Consider the following 20,421-nt stretch of genomic DNA (forward strand, 5'->3'; position numbering starts at 1 on the left):
TAGGAATTACGCAATTTTTACAAAAGTAAGCCCGAAAATAGGGGGGCTTCGCACTCCCAGTAATAATTTGATTTAATGCAAAAAACTGTTGAGCGAGATGCCCTCCGGAATATATGGGGGTAGTAGCTCCGCTACTACCCCCATATATTCCGGAGGAACCTTCCATCTGCTGCTTTTTTCAGTGAAGTCACTAACATTATTCACATTTTGGACTTGGGTCTAAACAAGTACAGTATTCAATGGGAATTCCATAATGTTGCATCACTAAACGTATAGTGTCGGGTGTAGTTGCGGAATAATATCCAAAAAAATCTTCTTGTAAATAGTATTCTTCCGTAGGAATACAAATACTCCTATACGCTAAACACCTCTCGATTTCTGCCGGACTATAACCTAAATCACTCGTGCATTGACCAGGATCATTCCAATCCAGATAACTCCTGAAATAACCATGTAAAAATAAGCCGCGTTGCTGCAATATCATTGCTAAAGCTATTAAAAATATGATGGAAATTTCGGTCCATTTTAATTTTCGGTTCAATTTATTATAAAGAAAATCAATCCCAAACCCTACAATCAAATACATGCCAATAATTCCTATGAAATGAAACCGATAAGCATATCTATAGAAGAACAACACAGAATTTCCAATGATCAAAAAAAGTAGCGGCAGATATAATTTGCGCTCTTTTTTATTACAGAACCCTAATAAAAACAAAACCACAATCGGAATAACCTGAAATAAAATAATCGCTGAATCATTCGGTTGGACATAGTTCGTTGGAGGAAGATTAATATTGTTGAACAAAGGCAACTCCCCATCTGACCCAGTGAAAGAAGGAAGAAATGTAAAAATAAAACCGCTTGCGATATTAATAAGGCTCCATTTTGCTCTATTCATAAAGGATGGGTATTCTTCAGGCAACGGAGTCAAACCCAGGATCAATCGAATCGTAACAAAAACTGCAACTGCGCCAATAGACGCTATAACGATTGATTTCCATTGTTCTGGTTTCTCATACAAAGCAAAAATAAGCACAGCTAACGCAAATGCCAGCCCGAACTCTTTACTCATAAAAGACGCTAATAATAAAAAAAATGTGATCCCGGCTTTATATTTAGTTTGACTAAACCACAAAACCCATAATGCCCATAAACCAAAAATACCCGCCAAAGTATCTTGTGCGCCAATAAAAGTGTCTACATTCTCTTGAAGTCTCCAATCTGTAACGAAAAATAGAGCCGTTATTACTGCCGTCAGCATATTTGCAGAGCGCCTTTGGATAATATCGTAAATCTGGCAGGAAAGCACAGCTAACAGGGCCAGAGATGTGAAATTCAAAACTCTGGGATTAAAACCCAAGAGATCATATTCCAGCTTAAATATGGTGGCTATCACAGGTCTGTAGGTAACAAAATGAGAATATGTAGATTCGCTCCAAAATTCCCCATAGGTGCGTTCACTTATCAATGTAACTGCAAAAAGATTTTCGGGATCTAGCAATTTACTATTCATGCTTATCCCGAAAATCACCCAAAAAACAATCAAAACCAAGACTATGCCAGCGCCGTAGAAAATTTTGGATTTGGTAGTTAACATATTTTGATCCTTGAGAGCAAAAATATTCTAGATTCCACCAAAATTCTTTTTGAAATAAAACTAGACCGGTCTACGCTTATTTTGCGATCAGAAAATGTGGTATGGTTCATTCGCACATATTATTCCTGATTCTGAAAAAGCAAATTGATCAAGTACAGATCCCAGGGCGTATCAATATCTATAGAATGCTCAGGCAGCATGATGTAGGCATACGTTTCTAGCGTATACCAGGTTTTTTTTTCGAGCAAAATATTACGACGCGTCAGGTATATAGCCCCATTCAGCGCGTAAACTGGCGACAAATCCTGGCGACGTGTTATCAAATCCGCAGCCGGAATATAATCGACCATGCGCCCTTCAGCATCCACGCCTTTCATCCATTGTGGGTGCTGTTTTACGTGGGAAACGCTGACGACACTGTCGGCATTTTTATCCAGTGCAAGTTGAATTGCAGCCTCAATATCTTGAGAACTTCGTAACGGAGATGTCGGCTGCAGGCACATTACATAATCTGGACAATAATTCTGATTGGTTTCCAACCATTGAATAGCGTGGAGAATGGGGGCCATTCCGGGGGTATCATCAAGCGCTAATTCAGGTGGGCGTAAAAAAGGTATTTCAGCCTGATAATCTCTCGCAATCCGAGCAATCTCAGGCGAATCAGTTGTCACTACAATCCGATCAACTGATTTTACCTGTTGGGCAGCTAAGATCGTCCAGGCTATTAGTGGTTTGCCACCCACCCGGGCGATATTTTTATTTGGGAGACCTTTAGAGCCACCGCGGGCAGGAATAAGCGCCAAGACAGATGTCATCCACACTACCCCATCTTCCTGATTTGCGAAGTACGCAATTCCATCGGAATCATGCGTTTATCGTTTAATAATTGCAATAACACGCGTACCCGCTCTGTGCCGGGCAAGCGGGTGTCGAAAACAGCCTCATATCCCGAAAATGGGCCATGTTCGATGCGAATCGCATCACCGGCTTTCAATCCATCAAACACTTCGCCGCCCGCATCGTTAATTTCCTTTATGCGCCCTTGCATATCTCGAATCATGTGTTCTTGAACTGCGGCAGGCTGATCGTCAAAGGTGACAAATCCCAGGGTATGCGGCATCCACTTGAATACAGACATACCGACATCTTCGAGATCGATGCGCACAAACATATAACCTGGGAAATAAGGTTTATATTTGCGTGCGCGCGGATTTTTTGGATGCACCCGAATGCGAGGGAAATAGCTTTCGAATTCTTGCGCTCGAAGCTGCTGATATACAACATCTTCTTTTTTTGGTTTGCTACGCAAAACGTACCACTGTAAGGACATCGATTACCTTTTTATTATTTCAAATAGGCCCGTATTGTAATGAATTGGCTTTATCTCGGCAAGGTGCAAACATTTGTTGTATAATCCTGGTGATAGGTGCTTTGCCATTTACATTACTCTTCATATTTTACAGGGAAGCCATAATATGTCCCCCGAAAAAATTGGACGCTATCAAATTAGAAAAGAACTCGGCCGGGGTGGAATGGCGACGGTTTACCAGGCCTATGATCCAAATTTTGAGCGCGACGTAGCTCTAAAGGTTCTGCCACGCGCCTTCCTGCACGATCCTCAATTCCGGACACGCTTTGAACGGGAAGCAAAAACTGTCGCCACGCTGGAACACTCTGCGATTGTGCCGGTTTACGATTTCGGCGAGGATGATGGGCAGCCCTATATTGTTATGCGCATGATGTCAGGCGGGGATCTGTCGGACAAACTCAAACAAGGCGCACTATCCTATCAGGAAGCCGGAAAAATTATTCTCCGATTGGCTGATGCCCTGGAAGCCGCACATTCCAAAGGCATTATCCACCGCGATCTCAAACCCGGCAATATACTCTTTGACCAATATAATAATGCCTATCTTTCTGATTTTGGAATCGCCCGTCTGGCACACGGAGGGCACACGCTAACGGGGGAAAACATCATCGGAACACCCGCTTATATGAGTCCCGAACAAGTTCAGGGTGAAAAAGGGCTGGATGGGCGTAGCGATTTATATGCGCTGGGGATTATTTTCTATCATATGCTTACAGGGCATACACCATTCCAGGCCACAACTCCGGCTAAAGTAATGATGATGCACATTCTAGAGCCTGTGCCTAATATTACAACGCTCAATCCGGAGATCCCCGCTGAGATTGATCTGTGGCTGCAAAAACTGCTCATCAAAGACCCTGATGAACGCTTTGCCAATGCGGTTGAAATGTCGGAGGCATTGCAATTGGCATTGCGCGGCGAGCGACATGCCACCCTGCAAGCAACTCCCGTAGTCGCGGCGACACGCATCAGTGCACAAGCCACCGCGGAAATTGCTCCGCCCCCGTCGACTCCGCCTCCCCACACACCGCCCCCGTTTGCTACGCCAGTTCCATTAGCCGCAGCTAAACCTAAACGTAATTTGCTTCCCTTTGCGGTTGGCGCTTTCCTGCTATTCGGCGTTGGCGCAGCTATCCTTCTGGCAACTGCTTTTATGGGCTATCGCGGACAAGGCCCTCTGGCAATGCTGGCATCCCCAACAATGGCTGCAATTGAACCAGTCGCGACCACCGAAGCACCGCTGCAAGATGTTAGCCCCACCAGTGAAACCGCCGTTGCGTTAGCGACCAGCACACCAGAACCTGCACAAGTCACAGCAACTACTGCCCCGCCAACGGATACACCCGAACCCACCTTCACCCCCGCGCCCGAACTACCCACCCTGGGTGGCGCGGATAAAATCGCTTTTATCGATGCTAATAATATCTGGGTGATGAATGTGGATGGCAGCGATCTGGAACAAATTACGTTTGATGGCACTGAAAAAGCAGACCTTTCCTGGATGCCTGACGGCTCAGCCCTGACCTATATTTCTGGCAAATGCATCTGGCTGGCCGAGTATGAAACGGGACGCCTGGATTATATTGCCTGCTTTGAAACAGCCAGCGAACTTGAATCCTTTGCTATTTCACCGGATGGCACACAAGCCGCCATCGCGATCAACCGCGAATTATATATTATCCCCTTCGACAAAGAACAGCTCCAGGTTGCCCGCTTCTCATCCGATTTACGCGCGATGAGCGAATGCGAGACCTATGCTCCGATGGTCAGTGGCGCCGAGGTCATTATTCACGCCAAAGTGGTTCGCTGGTCGGAAGATGGTTCACGTTTGTCGATTATGCTCCTGGCCGCGCTCAACGGCGTGCAGGGCGATCTGATTAAGATTTACGAAACCCGCAGTTGCCAGGTTTTGCCTGATCTACTTGACGAATTTCCGCCGCCAAGGTTTGATATGGAGAATTTCAAGGAAACCCCCTATATTCAGAATTTTGGCTACGATGGCAATTACCTGTATGCAATCACCAGCTATACCCGTAATGACGGTTTCGGACAACTCTATCTTTACAACTCCAATCTGCACCGCGCCGATACACAAATCAATCCGATCAACGGCAAATGCTGTTATCGCGATCCCGCGTTTAGCCCCGATGGACATTACCTGATCTTTGCGCACCAACCCTACGAGGCTGGAGCCGCCACCCAACTCTATCTCGTCTCCGTTGGCTCCATCGGCACCAGCGCCCAATACGAGCCGATCCCCTTACCCGAAGGCTTCCTGACCGGCGCAAGAATAAAACCCCAACCCGTACTAAGACCCACACAATGAGCTTTCAACGCGCCTCAGGTATATTATTGCACCCATCCAGCCTGCCCAGTCCCTATGGCATTGGCGATATTGGCCCCCAAGCCCAACAGTGGATCGATTTTCTGGCAGAAACCGGAACCGGCTTGTGGCAAATCCTACCGCTCGGCCCAACCGGGTATGGCGACTCACCCTACCAATGTTTTTCAGCTTTCGCCGGGAATCCCTACCTCATCAGCCCTGAGGCGCTGCTCAAAAATGGGCTTTTGCACAGCGACGACATTATCGAAGCGCCTAATTTACCTGCTGAACAGGTAGATTTTGGCCGAGTAATCCCCTACAAACTCGGTATTTTAGAACGTTCTTTCATCCGTTTCAAGAATAATCCATCGACTCAGATACAACAGGAATTTGAAGCTTTTCAAGCCGCGCAGGCCCATTGGCTGGCCGATTACGCGCTTTTCATGGCAATTAAAGAAACCCAGAAAAACCATTCTTGGGTTGAGTGGCCTGCACACTTGCGCGATCGCGACGAACAAGCCCTGCAAGATTTTCGCGGGGCGTATGCCATAGCCATCGAGCGCCACACCTATTTCCAGTTCCTGTTCTTCCAACAATGGAACGAGCTACGCGCCTACGCTAATCAGAACGGTGTCCAAATTCTGGGCGACATCCCCATCTTCGTTGCCCACGACAGCGCCGATGTATGGGCCAACCGCGAATTATTCTATCTGGACGAAATCGGGCAACCAACGGTCGTCGCCGGAGTGCCGCCGGATTATTTCTCACCCACCGGGCAGCGTTGGGGCAACCCCATCTATCGTTGGGATATTCACCAAAGCCAGAACTTCGCTTGGTGGATTGAACGCTTCACAGCGATTTTCTCGATGGTGGATATTATTCGTCTGGATCACTTCCGCGGCTTCGCCGGATATTGGGAGATTCCTGGTGACGAAGAAACCGCTATCAATGGACGCTGGGTACCCGCCCCCGGGGACGCGCTATTCCAAAGCGTTGAGGCCGCTCTGGGAGAGTTGCCCATCGTCGCCGAAGACCTGGGTGAAATCACCCCCGATGTGAACGAACTTCGTGAAAAATTTGGATTCCCCGGCATGAAAATCCTGGTCTTTGCCTTTGACGGCGATTGCGCAAATCCCTTCTTGCCACATAATTACACGCCCAATTCCGTCGTCTACACGGGCACCCACGATAACGATACCGTCCTGGGCTGGTATCAGCGCGCCGACGAAAAAGTGAGCGATTTCGCCCGGCGCTACCTGGCCCGCGCCGGGCACGATATTGCCTGGGATTTGATCCGCGCCGCCTGGGGATCGGTGGCTGTGTTCGCACTGGCGCCGATGCAAGATTTACTCAGCCTGGATAATCGCGCCCGCATGAACTTCCCCAGCACATTGGGTGGAAACTGGGAGTGGCGCATGAAACCCAGCGCGTTGACGAAATCGTTAGCCGTCCGCCTGAAAGAGCAAAATCAACTCTACGGGCGACTGACTCCAAAATAAAAAGAGTTGTTCCCAAATAGCCACCACCTTGGCATCCCCCGCCTGCGGTGGGGAAAAGTCACAAAAAAGGGTGGCGATGAATATCTACACCAGCATCGAAAAAGAATTCCAAACGGCAGAAAAATCACGACAAGCGGGAAATGAGGGCCGGGCAAGGGTCTGTGCGCGCCGCGCGGCTGGCATCGCTGCCGGGGAGTATTTTCGCGTTCACGCAATGTCTGATCCTGGCCCCAGCGCCTATGATCGCCTGCAAGTTTTAGCGTCGGCATCCGAGATTGAGCCACGCTTTCGAGAAATTGCCCAACACTTGATATTACGCGTCAACGAAGAATTTAGATTACCCGCCCAGATTGATTTGATCGCCGAAGCGCGCCAATTGGTTGCCTATCTCCTCGAGATAAACTAATGCCGCTTGTCGGCGCGCCAACTTGAACCTCGCCCGCTGCTCCACCGTACTATAATAGTAAAGGTTTACCCATGCTAACAAGAGATGTCCGAAAATTGGGGTGTGGGGGGCTTCGCCCCCCACACCCCAATTTTCGGGATATTTTTATCGTCAAGTTTTTCGCCCAAAGGAGTAATCGCATGTCCAAATCCCCATCCCTGAAATTTGAAGAAACTATTCAAGCCCCGGCAGATCAAGTTTATCGGGCGCTGACAAATGCAGCCGCGCTTCAAAGCTGGTTTGCTGACTTCGCCGAAATTAATGCCACGAAGGGCGGCCGGTTTTATGCCTGGTGGAATACGGGGTATTATGCTGTTGGAACAGTAAAAAAATGTAAGCCAGATGAAAAAATTAAACTCGTATGGTTTGGCAAGGGAGAGCCGGAAGCCACGCAGGTAATATTTTCACTCGCGGAAAAAGACAACGCCACCCATGTAAAAATCAAACACAAGGGCGTGGGAAAAGTGGCCCTCTGGACGGACGACAACGAAAAACAAATCCGTGATGGATGGCAGCGCGCCCTGGCAAATTTAAAATCGGTACTCGAAACCGGTCTGGACAAACGCATTTTTGACCTCCCCATGTTGGGCGTTTTCCCTGCCGCACTGGTGGACGAGAAGATGATCGCGGAGTTGGATTTACCGATTGAAACTGGCGTGCGCATCAGCGGCGTGTTGGCAGGCATGTCGGCAGAATCCGCCGGTTTACAAGGCAATGACGTAATTTTTAGCATTAATGGCCACGAACTAAAAACCTTCCCTGATTTTGGCAAGGCCATCGCTGGCAAACAGGCCGGTGAAAGGGTAGATGTGGTCTTCTACCGCGGGAGTGAAGCCAAGACTGTAGAAATGGTACTCTCCGGGCGTCCAGCCCCCAAACTGCCATCATCTGCGGCAGAACTTGCGCAACAAACCGCCGCAATCTACGCAGAAGTGGATGCCGAGTTAAACGCGCTCTTCAAGGGAGTCAGCGAAAAAGAAGCCGCAGCACGTCCGGCCCCTGAGGAATGGAGCGCAAAAGAAACTCTGGCGCACCTGATCTATTCTGAACGCTGGCTGCATCTGGCAATCACCTGCTTTATCGGAAACTATCGTACCGGAGGTTTCCACAACGATCTGGGAATGCACACTGCCATCGCCAATGCATATTCCCTGCCCGATTTAATTGCCGAACTCAAACGCTGCGAAGCGATTACTGTGGCAGCAGTCCGAGAACTGCCAGATGAGTTCATCGCCGACAAACGCCGTCTTATGGAATTAGTACAAAATGTCGGAGAGTATGGGTTTGCTCTGCACACGCGCAGCCACTTCCCGCAAATCCAGGCTGCTATTGAGGCTGTCCGCGCTCATACCGCAGATGGATAGACACGGAAAATTATTGCATCTATAATCACATAGAAGGTTGGCAGCACTCTTCATCGAACAGATAATATCTGCTGCATCGCTAACTCCATCGAAAAGCTGCCAAAGAATCTGGCAGCTTTTTAATTTCCAGAATATACTCACAAGTCAGGATCATGCAAAGGAGAAACTCATGAAACGACGCACGATTGGCATTGTTTTGATGCTGGGCATACTATTGACCGCCTACGATAGCCCTGCAGAGATACCCACCCCCGCAGGAGAACCGCTCCCAACCGTCGTCGCCTACGACGGCCCGTCGCGAATTGTTTTTTCATCGAATCGCGGGGAGGATCCCAACAAACTTGATCTTTATTTAATTGACCCCGAAAGCGCCGAAATCACGCCGATCAACACGGGCGTTGATGCTGCAATTCTGCCAAGCTGGTCGCCCGATGGCAATCAGATCGCTTTCGCTTTGGCGGGTGTGTGGAATCTATACACCGTTTACGCTGATGGTACAGACCTCACTCAGGTGACCGATTTCCGCAGCAACAACCCCGATTGGGCGCCCGATGGCAGCCAGTTGGTCTTCCAGTCCGATCATCAAAACGAGCCACAGGATACGCCCGATATTTATGTGTGGAACCTGGCCGATGAAGAACTATCCGAATTGCTGGATGCGCCTGACTTCATTGACTACACCCCGCGCTGGTCGCCCGATGGCAGCCAGATTCTTTTCATATCTAATAGTTCCGGTAATATGGAAATTTTTTACATGAATCCGGATGGGAGTGAAGTCACTCAGATCACGGATAGAGACGATCCAATCAGCGGGGCGGCCTGGTCGCCCGATGGCGAACAGATTGTCTTTGTATCTGGCAAGGGGCCAAACACGGATCTTTACACGATTAACAAAGATGGAGCTGTTGACAGCGTTGTGCGCCTCACCGACGACGAATTCTCAAATACAGCCCCAGCATTCTCGCCCGATGGGGAGAACATTGTCTTCGCATCCAATCGCAGCGGCAACTGGGATCTGTGGATCGTCAATGCAGATGGAAGCGAACTGATACAACTTACCAATGACGAATACTACGATGGCTTCCCCGACTGGAGTCCCTAAATTTCTAGCGCTTTGAAAATTCAGCCAACCCCTGGGCGCAGAATCAACCTGTTTCAGCCAACCACCCCAGGGGTTGTGCGCGTCTTCGCGCCTTCCTTTCCGGATCGAGTACAATAGAGCATCCCATCCCAAAAAAGTGAGAAGAATCTTTATGCGCATTCTAGCGATTTTCAACGGCGAATACGGAGAACGGCACATCGCCAATCTTAAACAACATGCCCAAAAAAATTGGCAAATCGAAACCTGGCAAGCCCCTAAAACCTTCCCATTGGTAATCGATTACCCTGAAGATCACATCCCCGAAAGCCTGCCACAAAGCGATTTGATTCTTTCCTTTGCCGAGCACAAAAGCGTAGCCGAACTGCTGCCCGACATCGCCCAAATGACCGGAGCGCGCTCCGTGCTGGTCGCCGTAGACGATGAAACCTGGCTGCCCCGCGGACTCGCTCGACAATTAATCGGCTGGCTGGAACGCATCAATGTAACCTGCGTAACCCCCAAACCCTTGTGCTCGCTCACAGAAACGGATTATGGAATCACCCGGCGTGATCGTGTTCAATATGAGGACGCACATATTTCAGAATTCGCGCGCTATTTTGGCAAGCCGACGTTCCATCTCGAAGTTGATCCAGATACCCGAACGGTTGCTACCATCCAGGTGACTCGCGATGCCGTCTGCGGCTGCGCCCGGCACGTTGCTGAAAACCTAGTTGGAACCTCAGTGGATGAAGCTGAAGAAAAAGCCGGGTTGCTGCACCATCATTTTCCCTGTCTTGCCAGCATGACCAAGCTCAATGATTTCAACCATGATACGCTGATGCACGAATCCGGGCATGTGCTAAAAGATAATATTGGCGATCAAATCAAACCCTTCAAAAAAACGCGCTATATAAGCCCCGGAAAACGTAACGATTAACAAAAAAAGGCGTGTGCAGGAAAATTCCACACACGCCTTTTTTGATTCGTTTAAAGTTAATGCGCTAGCTGTGAAGCTCGAGCATGCTCACCAGTGCCAAAACGCTTAAGCAATGACCCGGCTACTCCAAACATCGAAATCAACCCACGGATGCTGACAGCCAGCATCACCAGACTGCCAAATACCCCACCAGCCAAAATCCAACCGCGGGATACATTACGCGGTTCCTCACGGATGATCAACTCAGGGGCAGCAGCGCTCGCTGCCTGAACCATCAGGCGTTCGCGCAAGCCGCTCACAAATGCCTGACGCGGCATAATGGGGTGCAATGCAGTCTTCAAATACGCTTCGATAGCCAATATTTCAATATATTTATTCTTTCTCTTTAGAAAATTCATTTTCTACCTACTTATTCAACAGGATAAGCAATAATACCCACGGTCCCAGGGCCAAGATTTGCGGCAATCCCAATCGATAGCTCTGTGAGAATGAGTGATTCACAATGGAGTACTTCCTGTACTCGCTTAAGTAATGCCTCACCGGCCTGCAAATCACGAGCATGCACGACGGCTACATTCGCACGGCGATCGCCAATCCGCTCTTTAATTAACGAGAGTACATGTTCCAACGATCGCCCGCGAGTGCGAACTTTATCAAACATATCCAGCACACCTTCTTGCAACAGAACAATTGGCTTAACGTTCAACACCGAAGCCAACGCAGCCTGAAGCGTTTTAACGCGCCCACTCATGCGGGCATATTCAAGTGTATCAAGGGTGAGAATTACCTGAATATTGGCGCGTATATGCTCAAGCCGCTCGACAATTCTCTCTATCGAAGCGCCGGCATGATCTAACAAACGGGCTTCCTTAGCCATGTAGCCTTGCGCCGCCGAGCCTGCGGCAGAATCAAAGGGAATCACATTAATCTCACCGTCGAGTTCACGCGCGGCCATCTCGGCGGAGGCCATTGTGCCAGAGAGTTTGCCGGTTACGTGGATGGAAAGTACCGTATCCCCAGGGTCAGCAATTTGACGATAAAATGTCTTAAACTGCTGGGGGGTGGGTTGGCTGGTCTTTGGGATCACACCCGATTCATCAACCAAGCGATAGAAACCCTCATTATCAAGATCAATGCCTTGATAAAAAATTTGCTCCCCAAAATGGATATTAATGGGAATCATTTGCACTTCATATTCATCAATCCACGCTTGTGGAATATCACCTGCGGTATCTAATACAATTCGCAACATATTGTTTTCCTTATTCAACACCAACAATATTGTATTCTTTTCGCAAGGCCAATAATGTGCGGTGATAAAGGCTCTTAATCGCGCCTTCCGTGCGTCCCATAATCTGGCCGATTTCTGCATTGGTAAGCTGCTCAACAAATTTCAAGATCAACAATTGTTGGCGCTCTTCGGGCAATTGGCGAATGACATACAACAAATCATCTTGTTCTTCAGCTTTGAGCATCGCTGTCTCAGGCAAATCGCCAGGAAATGTGAGCGAAAACTCAAATACATCCAGCGGTATTTCCTGACGGCGGCTGTTATCCCGATACCAGTTTGCCACCAGGTTATGTGCAATTCGGTATAGCCAGGCAGCGATGGGCAAGCCGCGATTTTCATACTTTTTAATATGTTGAATTGCCCGAAAAAATACTCGCTCCGTTAAATCTTCCGCGTCAAAAGTATTGCCTGTGCGGAAATAGATATAATTGTAGATTCGCTCAACATACCGATCATATAATTCGCCAAAAGCCTGGAGGTCACCCAGGGAAGCGCGCTCCACGACCTGATCATCACTAAACTCCGTGTATGTTGTGAGAGTTGAACATCGTTCCGCAGTTGTGGAGTTACCTAACATAACACCATCCTGATAAAAAAGTTTCTACTCAGCATAGAAAAGCTGCTATTATTACAAGAAAAGGGTGTGCAGGGGGCAGCCCCCTGCACACCCTTTTCTGCTTCAAAATTAAATAAGGATATGATGAAGTATATCATGTGCCTTTATATTTCATCCCATGTTATAATGATCGCAACTCGGGGATGACAGGCTTCGACGGAGGAGGCTGTGCCCGGACTGCGAGCCGAGAGGCGCCGAACTCGGAAAATCAGCGCAAAAACTTTAAGTGCCAATCGCACTGACTATGCTGCTCTTCCTCTCGCTGCCTAATGCAGTGAGCGCCTGAGCGCAAACTGACCCAACGGGTCACGTCCACCGATCACCGCCCTCTGGCCGGGGGCAGGCTGGACGACACAAAAGCCAGAGTGCCGCGTACGACGCCATTAAGTACGCCTAAGCGGGACTTTCGGGTTCCAATGGCTGGTTGAGTTGGAGCTTTGGTCACCTGTAGGCCACTCAACGATCACAAACATGTGACTACGCTCGTAGATGTTCGAGGTTCTAATCTTTCGGACGCGGGTTCGATTCCCGCCATCTCCACTCCCCATAAAAATGTATCGGTTGCTTTAATCGATACATTTTTATTTTTAAGCATCTTCCTGTGCCCGGATCGCCAAACCCGCCGTCACGCTGCTGAACACATTTGCCTGCTTAATTTTTTCTTCCCCAAAGATACGCGCCAACATCTCGGAAAACGCGGGAATATTCGATGATCCCCCCGTTTTGACCACAGCATCTATTTGCGCTGCGCTCAACCCTGAGGCCGCGAGCGTATCTCGCAAAATTTGCTCAATTTGCAGATAATCTTCCCAAATATCGGCTTCAAATTGTGTGCGGGTATATAATTCCCATAGATCGAAATCTTTGCCAATCAATTCAATCACCGTGGCGCTTTCCTCTGAGAGAGCCATTTTTGCCATCTCTACCTGATTATAAAAAGGGAAGGCCAGGTCGTTGAAAATCAGGGATTGCAGCGTCTTCATGCGCACGGGTGCAGTGCCGCGCTGGATAGCTTTTTCCAGATAATTGTTGATCACCGGAGTACTCAAATCGGGCAGCGCCATCCAATCCGGTACAGCTTCAATCAGTTCGGTAATTTCGGGCATGTGCTGAATCTGGCCCTGTCCAAAGTGGTGTAACAGGCGTTTCTCGATGATTGCCCGGTCAAAGTCGGCTCCGGCTATGTCAATACCGCCATTGGCAAACACCCGGCGCTTACCCTTGTCGCCAAGACGCATAATTGTGATGTCAAGCGTACCGCCGCCAAAATCGAAGATCAGTACATTTTCGGGCTTATTCAGCGACCTTTCATAGAACAGCGCCGCGGCAATGGGTTCCAACTCAAAATCCACAATCTCAAAACCGGTATCATAAGCAGCCCGGCGCAGTACATCCTCAGCCTGGCGATCTAAAGCAGGGCTTTCAGAAAATTTCACCGGGCGGCCCAGGGTCACACCGGTAATTCTTTCACCCAAAATTGCTTCCGCCCTGCTTTTCAGATGGCCCAAATAGAATTGAATCAACTCACCTACGCTAAAATAGCGCTCGAAAATCAGCGTACCCGCCATATCACTGACCCCGCCGCTTTTACGCAAGGCAGTTTTTAGATATTGCATCAGGCGCCCCGGTTTGAGCACATCCACACTCACGAAAACATCGTGCAAATAATCAACTTCAGAGGCGATCACACGCAGCGCCCCAGCCCACCTGCGCTCGTAGCGCCGCACGCGGTTGACATTATGTTGGTAATACAACTCAATCGCTTCCTGACCGATATAGGTTCGGTGATCCCGCGTGACATACAAGATGGTTTTAACCACTTCGGGGATGGAATTGCCGGGGTCAATCGGCAACAAACGCACGCCATTGCCATCACTGATAGCAACGCCAGAGTTGGATGTGCCAAAATCGAGTCCGATTTTCAGGCTCATGGGTTTCCTTGCCCGGAAAAAGCAGTGAAGGAAAGCAATTCGCCCTCAACGGGGATGGTGCCACTGGCGAGGATCTGTGAAACGGCGTGGACGCTGATCTGACCCCCGGCGTGGATTGCCAGGCCCCAGTCGGATTCTGCCACCGCGGCAGCTCCCACCACGCGCACTCCGGATTCGCGACGCGTTTTGGAGTAGAGCGCCTTGCCCACGCGCCCCAAATCCGCGACCAACTCCAGGGTATCTTCTGTGTGCTGAATGGCCTTGCCAATCTGTGTCATCGCCAATAATATCTTCTCTTGCGACATGGCAACGGCTGCAACCAGGCGGTCGGCAGGTTTGAGGCGAATCGCTTCAACAATGGCATAAGGCGACGCGTCAACCGGAGTGTATCGCAAATAACCATCTCGACTAACCAATACATAGCGTTCGTCTTTGCGGCACAGTGCCAGATCAAAGGGGCGGTCATGTGAGATATTCGCGCCAGTGCCAATATAGCGATTTTCCAAAATAGATGGAGCTAACGCCATACGAATTTTTTTTATAAACCCGCGCTGGCTAAACTGGACAAAATAATCTGCCAGAGCCAACCGGGAAATGGGCGTCAGGGATGATAGAGTATCTCCCGCAACAGGGGCATTGGGGATGGAAATTTGTTCCCATTCCAGAGGAACATCCGCGCTCACAGCCTGAACAGGCACACTCGAAACCGGCAGCGCTGCGATACGACCTGATGCAAACACCAGGAGCAGTTCTTCATTGGCTGGAACCACCAAAAGACGCGGCGATTCATCGGGAAATGACAACCCACTCAAAGTCCCGATTGTGCGCCCGTTTGCCAAATCAGCAGGAGCAACTTCGAGACGCAGCAAACGCCCATCGCGGGTGTAGATCAACACGCATAATCGTTGAGTTTCTTCTGGTGCTTTGGATATTTCAATCTGCTCGGTGGCTGGCAACTGTCCGCCATATTGGCGTTTGATCAAATCAAGCTGATATTGCAGGTGGGCAATCTGGCGTTCGTAGCTCGCTACCTTCTTGCTCGTGCGCAGGGCGATATTCTCGGCGCGCAATTTTTCATTCCATTCGCTCAGGTCGTTCAGGCGGTTGGCAATAAATTGAATGATAATTTGAGCAGAACTTGGGCGTTCTTCAACTTCTTTGAGCCACTCGTTGATTTTTTCGGGTGTAAACACAGTGCTACTCCAATTGATTTCTTAAGCGAGAGACAAATGATACCCTGACTCGCCTTTTTGCGCGCGAAAAACATAACAAAAAAGCTCTTGATTTTGCAATCAAGAGCTTGTGCCGAAGGTGGGAGTCGAACCCACACTCCCGTACGGGAACTACGCCCTGAACGTAGCGCGTCTGCCTATTCCGCCACTTCGGCGTATCACAGGCGCTATTTTACTCCGTTTCAGCGTTTTGTCAACGGAATTTGTTTTTCCTGTGGCAGCCAACATAGGCACAAACGCATCTGGTTGCACAAACTTTCGTGAAGTCGCGACGGACTGAGTGTAAAAGCTGATTTTGTCACCCTGGCATTGTTCTTGTACATACATTTTTTTTCGAGCTTCGCGTGCTATAATTTCTGGGCGAGGGCATTTGATATGGGCACAACTATACAACAAATTTTAATTACAATAACGACATACCCCGGCAATTTGATTTACCACATGGCCTTGGCATTCTCGATTGCTGGGGCGTTGCAGACCGCCCTTTCCACATGGCGTGATACCCAATTCCCACAAGGCCGCCGGACGGTAATTGGGCTGGGGCTGTTGCTTGGGATTCGCTTTGTGTTATTCATCAGCGCGGGGCTTACCCATCAAGGGTTGGCAAACCCCCACATTATTTTACCCATGCTCGACCGCGCGGCCACGTTGCTTGGTTTGCTCATCATTCTTTGGCTGTGGGTTTTTCCTGAACCTGTGCGCCTGGCCGATGTTGCCAGTGGGTTATTCGGCGTACTGACCCTAATTGCCGCAGCACTGAGCATGGTGTGGTGGGCCGATCATTATACGACTTCAACGTTTAATGTTCTGTGGCTGGATGCAGGGTGGGAACTCTATGCACTGATGCTGATTCTGTTCGGCATAGCCTTATTGCTCATTCGCCGCCCAAATGGCTGGCCGTATGGATTGAGCATGTTGCTCATCAGTGCAATTGGTCACGGCCTTCATCTCACCACCCCGCTCACCGAAAGTGATTTTCCCGGATTTGTACGCCTGGCTCAAATGGCAGCGTATCCGCTGCTATTCACACTGCCGAGGCGCTTTGCGCGCCCTCCTCAGGATGGCCGTCTCTCCTTGACAGAGGCACCAAAACAAACCGCTGCCTGGCCTACAATTCAAGAACGGCCTCGTTACGGCATTGACCCGGCCCGATTTAGTATGATTTTGGCGATGATGGATAATGCGCCACTGCCCAAACGGTGTCAGGCAATCACCCGCGCGATTGCCGAAACAATGCTGGCAGATATTTGTCTCATCATTTACCCGCCCGACCTTCGCGGGCAAGTGACCATTTTGTGCGGCTATGATCTTATCCAACAGCAAGTTTTACCGGGGATGGCGCTCAACTCAGATCAGCTTCCCCTATTGACGGCTGCGATGAACAAATGCCGCCCATTACGGTTACCGGCCAGCAGCACTTCGCAAGATTTATCCAGCCTCGGAGACAAACTCGGCCTGGGGACCACCGGCCACCTTTTAGCTGGTTTCGTCTCCACCCCGGAGGGGGAAACATCCCTGGGACTTATTGTGCTCTCGCCTCATTCCGACCGGCGCTGGAGTCGCGAGGATCAGAATTACCTCGAGCAAATCGCCCGCGGCGTGGCCCCGATCTTGCAACAAACACAACAAGACCAGACGCTTCACGATGAACTGAAAAAAGCGCAGGAAAATCTGGGGAGCATCCAGGAACTTTTGGAAAATGCGCAAGCGCAGAATGAAGCCTTGCAAATTGAATTAAACGAACGCCCGCAAGAAATCGCTGTAGAGCGGCCAGCTCAAAAATTCACAAAGAGGAAAACCAACCCAACCGTTTAAAGAAAACCGAAGATACGATTGCCCGGCTACAAGTTGAAAACCGGCGACTGGGCGAAATGGTTGAAAGCCTGATTAGCGATGCCGACACACACGAACTTACCACATCTGGGCAACTCAAACGGGAACTCAAGCAATCCCTGGAGGAAATTTCACGGCTAAAAAACCACATCGTGGAAATGGAAAAACGTGGTTTCCAACAAGATTTAGCGACAGAGGAACACCCAAAACAGGCAAGTGGCATGACAGAGATGCAAAGCGAAGTTTTTTCATCCATCGCACAAGATTTGCGCCAACCGATGTCATCCATCGTTGGGTATACCGATTTGCTGATGGGTGAATCGATCGGCATTCTGGGTGCATTGCAACGTAAATTTGTCGAACGCATTCAGGTTTCAACGGAGCGCATGGCGGTTCTGCTGGATGATCTTGCGCGGGTAACGATACTCGATGGAGAGCAATATAAACTTAATCCAGAAGCTGTGAATCTCGGCCATGCAATCGACAAAGCCATCGCCGATACCCGCCAACAACTGCGCGAAAAGAAAATCAGCTTGCGCGTAGACCTGCCCGACCCGATGCCGCATGTTCATGCCGATCGGGATGCCTTGCAGCAAATTCTCATCCACTTGCTGCAAAATGCCGGAACGGTTTCTTCGGCTGAAGGAGAAATTTTCCTGCGAGCTGAAATTCAGGTCTCGAATAGCGCTCAAGATTTCATCCTGATCCAAATCGCCGACCAGGGCGGCGGCATTCCCAAAGAAGATCTACCGCGCGTCTTTTCACGCCTGTATCGCACCGACAATCCTGAGATCGAAGGGATTGGCGATACCGGTGTAGGCCTATCGATTGCAAAAACGCTGGTCGAAGCCCACCAGGGCCGTATTTGGGTAGATACCGAAATCGGCACAGGCTCTGCGTTCAATGTATTGCTGCCCCTCTCAAACAAAAATCCACAATCCCGAGAGCGTGCAAAATGAACCTGGGGCGTGAACTGATTGCAGGGCTATTGACAGCATTTTTTTCTGCCTTCATTCTGGGTGGCAGCCTAATTCTAGCGATCAGCGAGGGAGAAGTAGCAACCGCGTTGAACATTACATCAACGCCAACCGCAACGGCAACCCCACTACCAACTACCTTGCCCGGAGAACCTACATACACTCCTTCCGTTACGCCGCTGCCTACAAATACACCAACCAGCATTCCCCCTACAACTTGCCCGGCCCCCGATGGCTGGAATCAAATCACTATCGGCGCGGGCGAAACGCTGGCGAGCTTGGCTGAAACCTACCATACATCGACACAAGAATTATCGGAGGCCAACTGCCTGCTTGGCGAGAGTTTACCCGGCGGCGCGAAGCTCTACGTACCGCCCATCCCCGCAACCAAAACCCCCACTAAGATAGCCACGCCCAATATTCCGCCCATCTGCACCCCCCGCTACGGCTGGGTTTCTTATCTGGTGAAATCAGGTGATACCTTATTCAAAATCGCCAGCGCACATGGCATCACAGTCGCCCAACTCCAGCAGGCAAATTGTTTGAATACAAGCACTATCTATGCGGGCCAACAACTTTTGGTGCCCTACGCAATCGCCACCCTCACCAACACCGCCACATCTACCCCCACAGCAACGGTAGCGCCTCCCACTGCAACAAAAATATCAACAGCTACAGCGGTACCGCCCACCGCCACCAACACGACGGCTCCGCCATCACCCACCGCCAGCGCGTCACCATTGCCAACAGCATCACCCACGCCAACAACCGTACCGCCAACGGCAACGAATACCCCTGTACCAACGCTCACATCATCACCCGGGCCATAACTTTCTGGGGGATAGCCCACCATAAATATGGTTTATTTAAAACGTTTTCTTTGGATTGTTATCTTCGCGCTGCTATTGGTGGGCTGCTCAACGGGCTTAATCGGTGTGGGCGGGCGCGGATTAGCACAAATTACCCCCCAGGGGAGCGCTACCTCGCTGGCAACCAGCGTACCCGATGCCAGTGCAACTCCCACTCCCTTTATGCCGGTGCCTCCCACCCCCACGTACATCCCCACCGCATTCCCCACCCCAGTCCCCACGGCGACACCTGAACCACCTCCCACTCCGCGACCAACCAAAGATTTTCCATCATCGGATGAAATTGACTATCCGCAAGAGCAGGTTAATATTCTCTTGCTCGGTTCGGATCAGCGCCCCGGAGAAATCGGTTTTCGTACTGACACAATCATTTTACTCGGCATCAATACGCGTACAAAGAAAGTCAGCATGACTTCATTCCCGCGCGATTTGTACGTCTATATTCCAGGATGGGTGTATCAGCGCATTAACACCGCCATGTACTATGGCGGCTTTGCAACCCTGGCCGAAACACTGGAATATAATTTCGGCGTCAGTGTGGATCATTATATTCTGATCGGTCTGGATGCTTTCATCCAAACCATAGACAGCCTGGGCGGGATTGACGTGCAGGTAGGGCAAACACTCAGCGACCACCGCACCGCGTTTGGATATTACACAGTAAAAGCGGGCACTGTCCACATGGATGGCTCAACCGCCCTATGGTATGCTCGTTCGCGTTATACCACCAGCGATTTTGACCGCACCCGCCGCCAGCAAGAGGTCATTTCGGCAATCGCGCTGCGCATGTTAAGCTTGGACGGGCTGCAAAAAGCCGATGAACTCTACGACATTTATCATAAAAATGTAAGTTCAGATCTGCGCTGGATCAACCTGGCTCCCCTGGTGCCACTGGCCGCCGAAATTGGCAATCCCGATAATATCCAACAATACTATATCGGGCCGGGGCAAGTCATCCCGTGGACAACTCCGGGCGGGGCCATGGTACTGCTACCCCAAGAAGCTGCCATCCGAGCAGTGCTTCAGCAAGCCGCAGGAGTTCCCTGAAAATATG

The 20,421-nt window shown here is 49.9% G+C and carries 18 protein-coding genes, 1 tRNA gene and 1 other RNA gene; 11 read left to right on the forward strand and 9 right to left on the reverse strand.

The window, feature by feature from the left end; all coding sequences use genetic code 11:
• Positions 1 to 196: 196 nt before the first annotated feature.
• From HN413_12485 to HN413_12495, 3 genes are all read right to left on the reverse strand, one after another.
• Positions 197 to 1,600 carry a hypothetical protein gene (locus HN413_12485; protein ID MBT3391216.1) on the reverse strand — a complete coding sequence of 468 codons (1,404 nt, stop codon included), beginning with the start codon at positions 1,598 to 1,600 and terminating at the stop codon, positions 197 to 199.
• A gap of 119 nt (positions 1,601 to 1,719) precedes the next feature.
• Complete coding sequence (locus tag HN413_12490; GenBank protein MBT3391217.1) at positions 1,720 to 2,415, reverse strand: acylneuraminate cytidylyltransferase family protein; 696 nt, start codon at positions 2,413 to 2,415, stop codon at positions 1,720 to 1,722.
• Positions 2,416 to 2,420: 5 nt separating this feature from the next.
• Positions 2,421 to 2,909 carry a hypothetical protein gene (locus HN413_12495; GenBank protein MBT3391218.1) on the reverse strand — a complete coding sequence of 163 codons (489 nt, stop codon included), beginning with the start codon at positions 2,907 to 2,909 and terminating at the stop codon, positions 2,421 to 2,423.
• A 166-nt stretch (positions 2,910 to 3,075) separates the two neighbouring features.
• Between HN413_12495 and HN413_12500 the strand changes: the two genes are divergently transcribed.
• From HN413_12500 to HN413_12525, 6 genes are all read left to right on the forward strand, one after another.
• On the forward strand, positions 3,076 to 5,295 hold the full coding sequence (locus HN413_12500; protein MBT3391219.1) for a serine/threonine-protein kinase: 2,220 nt from the start codon (positions 3,076 to 3,078) through the stop codon (positions 5,293 to 5,295).
• Positions 5,292 to 6,791 carry a 4-alpha-glucanotransferase gene (gene malQ / locus HN413_12505; GenBank protein MBT3391220.1) on the forward strand — a complete coding sequence of 500 codons (1,500 nt, stop codon included), beginning with the start codon at positions 5,292 to 5,294 and terminating at the stop codon, positions 6,789 to 6,791. The genes HN413_12500 and malQ overlap by 4 nt, the downstream gene beginning before the upstream one ends.
• Positions 6,792 to 6,867: 76 nt before the next feature.
• Complete coding sequence (locus HN413_12510) at positions 6,868 to 7,197, forward strand: hypothetical protein (protein MBT3391221.1); 330 nt, start codon at positions 6,868 to 6,870, stop codon at positions 7,195 to 7,197.
• Positions 7,198 to 7,376: 179 nt separating this feature from the next.
• The gene (locus tag HN413_12515; GenBank protein ID MBT3391222.1) at positions 7,377 to 8,600 is read left to right on the forward strand and encodes a PDZ domain-containing protein; all 1,224 of its coding nucleotides are present in this window, start codon (positions 7,377 to 7,379) and stop codon (positions 8,598 to 8,600) included.
• Positions 8,601 to 8,769: 169 nt separating this feature from the next.
• Positions 8,770 to 9,702: a hypothetical protein gene (locus HN413_12520; protein MBT3391223.1), complete on the forward strand. Its 933-nt coding sequence runs from the start codon at positions 8,770 to 8,772 to the stop codon at positions 9,700 to 9,702.
• A gap of 151 nt (positions 9,703 to 9,853) precedes the next feature.
• Positions 9,854 to 10,618 carry a hypothetical protein gene (locus tag HN413_12525; GenBank protein MBT3391224.1) on the forward strand — a complete coding sequence of 255 codons (765 nt, stop codon included), beginning with the start codon at positions 9,854 to 9,856 and terminating at the stop codon, positions 10,616 to 10,618.
• A 56-nt stretch (positions 10,619 to 10,674) separates the two neighbouring features.
• Here HN413_12525 and HN413_12530 read toward each other — a convergent pair whose 3' ends face one another.
• From HN413_12530 to HN413_12540, 3 genes are read right to left on the reverse strand one after another with little or no spacing between them, the layout of a single operon-like run.
• Positions 10,675 to 11,016 carry a hypothetical protein gene (locus tag HN413_12530; GenBank protein ID MBT3391225.1) on the reverse strand — a complete coding sequence of 114 codons (342 nt, stop codon included), beginning with the start codon at positions 11,014 to 11,016 and terminating at the stop codon, positions 10,675 to 10,677.
• An 11-nt stretch (positions 11,017 to 11,027) separates the two neighbouring features.
• Complete coding sequence (locus tag HN413_12535) at positions 11,028 to 11,870, reverse strand: DegV family protein (protein ID MBT3391226.1); 843 nt, start codon at positions 11,868 to 11,870, stop codon at positions 11,028 to 11,030.
• Positions 11,871 to 11,880: 10 nt separating this feature from the next.
• Positions 11,881 to 12,486 carry a sigma-70 family RNA polymerase sigma factor gene (locus HN413_12540; protein MBT3391227.1) on the reverse strand — a complete coding sequence of 202 codons (606 nt, stop codon included), beginning with the start codon at positions 12,484 to 12,486 and terminating at the stop codon, positions 11,881 to 11,883.
• A gap of 178 nt (positions 12,487 to 12,664) precedes the next feature.
• Between HN413_12540 and ssrA the strand changes: the two genes are divergently transcribed.
• Positions 12,665 to 13,068, forward strand: a transfer-messenger RNA (tmRNA) gene (gene ssrA / locus HN413_12545).
• Between the two features lie 44 nt (positions 13,069 to 13,112).
• Here ssrA and HN413_12550 read toward each other — a convergent pair.
• From HN413_12550 to HN413_12560, 3 genes are all read right to left on the reverse strand, one after another.
• Positions 13,113 to 14,456 (reverse strand): Hsp70 family protein, encoded by a 1,344-nt coding sequence (locus tag HN413_12550; protein MBT3391228.1) that lies wholly within the window; start codon positions 14,454 to 14,456, stop codon positions 13,113 to 13,115.
• On the reverse strand, positions 14,453 to 15,649 hold the full coding sequence (locus tag HN413_12555; protein ID MBT3391229.1) for a hypothetical protein: 1,197 nt from the start codon (positions 15,647 to 15,649) through the stop codon (positions 14,453 to 14,455). The genes HN413_12550 and HN413_12555 overlap by 4 nt, the downstream gene beginning before the upstream one ends.
• A gap of 110 nt (positions 15,650 to 15,759) precedes the next feature.
• Positions 15,760 to 15,843 (reverse strand) — tRNA-Leu (locus HN413_12560).
• Between the two features lie 220 nt (positions 15,844 to 16,063).
• Here HN413_12560 and HN413_12565 point away from each other — a divergent pair.
• The 4 genes from HN413_12565 to HN413_12580 are packed head-to-tail and all read left to right on the forward strand — an operon-like array spanning position 16,064 to position 20,414.
• Positions 16,064 to 17,503, forward strand: coding sequence for a GAF domain-containing protein (locus HN413_12565; GenBank protein MBT3391230.1), 1,440 nt, complete (start codon positions 16,064 to 16,066; stop codon positions 17,501 to 17,503).
• Positions 17,504 to 17,559: 56 nt separating this feature from the next.
• Positions 17,560 to 18,480 carry a HAMP domain-containing histidine kinase gene (locus HN413_12570; protein ID MBT3391231.1) on the forward strand — a complete coding sequence of 307 codons (921 nt, stop codon included), beginning with the start codon at positions 17,560 to 17,562 and terminating at the stop codon, positions 18,478 to 18,480.
• On the forward strand, positions 18,477 to 19,328 hold the full coding sequence (locus tag HN413_12575; GenBank protein MBT3391232.1) for a LysM peptidoglycan-binding domain-containing protein: 852 nt from the start codon (positions 18,477 to 18,479) through the stop codon (positions 19,326 to 19,328). The genes HN413_12570 and HN413_12575 overlap by 4 nt, the downstream gene beginning before the upstream one ends.
• Before the next feature lie 27 nt (positions 19,329 to 19,355).
• Positions 19,356 to 20,414, forward strand: a complete 1,059-nt coding sequence (locus HN413_12580; GenBank protein ID MBT3391233.1) for an LCP family protein — start codon at positions 19,356 to 19,358, stop codon at positions 20,412 to 20,414.
• Positions 20,415 to 20,421 lie beyond the last annotated feature (7 nt).

The sequence above is a fragment of the Chloroflexota bacterium genome (assembly GCA_018648225.1).
Taxonomy (GTDB): Bacteria; Chloroflexota; Anaerolineae; order Anaerolineales; family UBA11858; genus NIOZ-UU35.

Bases quoted from the DNA above. Each gene is read 5' to 3' on its own strand.
- HN413_12580 (MBT3391233.1), top strand. From the start codon at position 19,356: ATGGTTTATTTAAAACGTTTTCTTTGGATTGTTATCTTCGCGCTGCTA.
- HN413_12540 (MBT3391227.1), bottom strand. From the start codon at position 12,486: ATGTTAGGTAACTCCACAACTGCGGAACGATGTTCAACTCTCACAACA.
- HN413_12570 (MBT3391231.1), top strand. From the start codon at position 17,560: ATGGTTGAAAGCCTGATTAGCGATGCCGACACACACGAACTTACCACA.
- HN413_12500 (MBT3391219.1), top strand. From the start codon at position 3,076: ATGTCCCCCGAAAAAATTGGACGCTATCAAATTAGAAAAGAACTCGGC.
- HN413_12535 (MBT3391226.1), bottom strand. From the start codon at position 11,870: ATGTTGCGAATTGTATTAGATACCGCAGGTGATATTCCACAAGCGTGG.
- malQ (MBT3391220.1), top strand. From the start codon at position 5,292: ATGAGCTTTCAACGCGCCTCAGGTATATTATTGCACCCATCCAGCCTG.
- HN413_12550 (MBT3391228.1), bottom strand. From the start codon at position 14,456: ATGAGCCTGAAAATCGGACTCGATTTTGGCACATCCAACTCTGGCGTT.
- HN413_12520 (MBT3391223.1), top strand. From the start codon at position 8,770: ATGAAACGACGCACGATTGGCATTGTTTTGATGCTGGGCATACTATTG.
- HN413_12565 (MBT3391230.1), top strand. From the start codon at position 16,064: ATGGGCACAACTATACAACAAATTTTAATTACAATAACGACATACCCC.
- HN413_12530 (MBT3391225.1), bottom strand. From the start codon at position 11,016: ATGAATTTTCTAAAGAGAAAGAATAAATATATTGAAATATTGGCTATC.
- HN413_12510 (MBT3391221.1), top strand. From the start codon at position 6,868: ATGAATATCTACACCAGCATCGAAAAAGAATTCCAAACGGCAGAAAAA.
- HN413_12515 (MBT3391222.1), top strand. From the start codon at position 7,377: ATGTCCAAATCCCCATCCCTGAAATTTGAAGAAACTATTCAAGCCCCG.
- HN413_12485 (MBT3391216.1), bottom strand. From the start codon at position 1,600: ATGTTAACTACCAAATCCAAAATTTTCTACGGCGCTGGCATAGTCTTG.
- HN413_12490 (MBT3391217.1), bottom strand. From the start codon at position 2,415: ATGACATCTGTCTTGGCGCTTATTCCTGCCCGCGGTGGCTCTAAAGGT.
- HN413_12575 (MBT3391232.1), top strand. From the start codon at position 18,477: ATGAACCTGGGGCGTGAACTGATTGCAGGGCTATTGACAGCATTTTTT.
- HN413_12525 (MBT3391224.1), top strand. From the start codon at position 9,854: ATGCGCATTCTAGCGATTTTCAACGGCGAATACGGAGAACGGCACATC.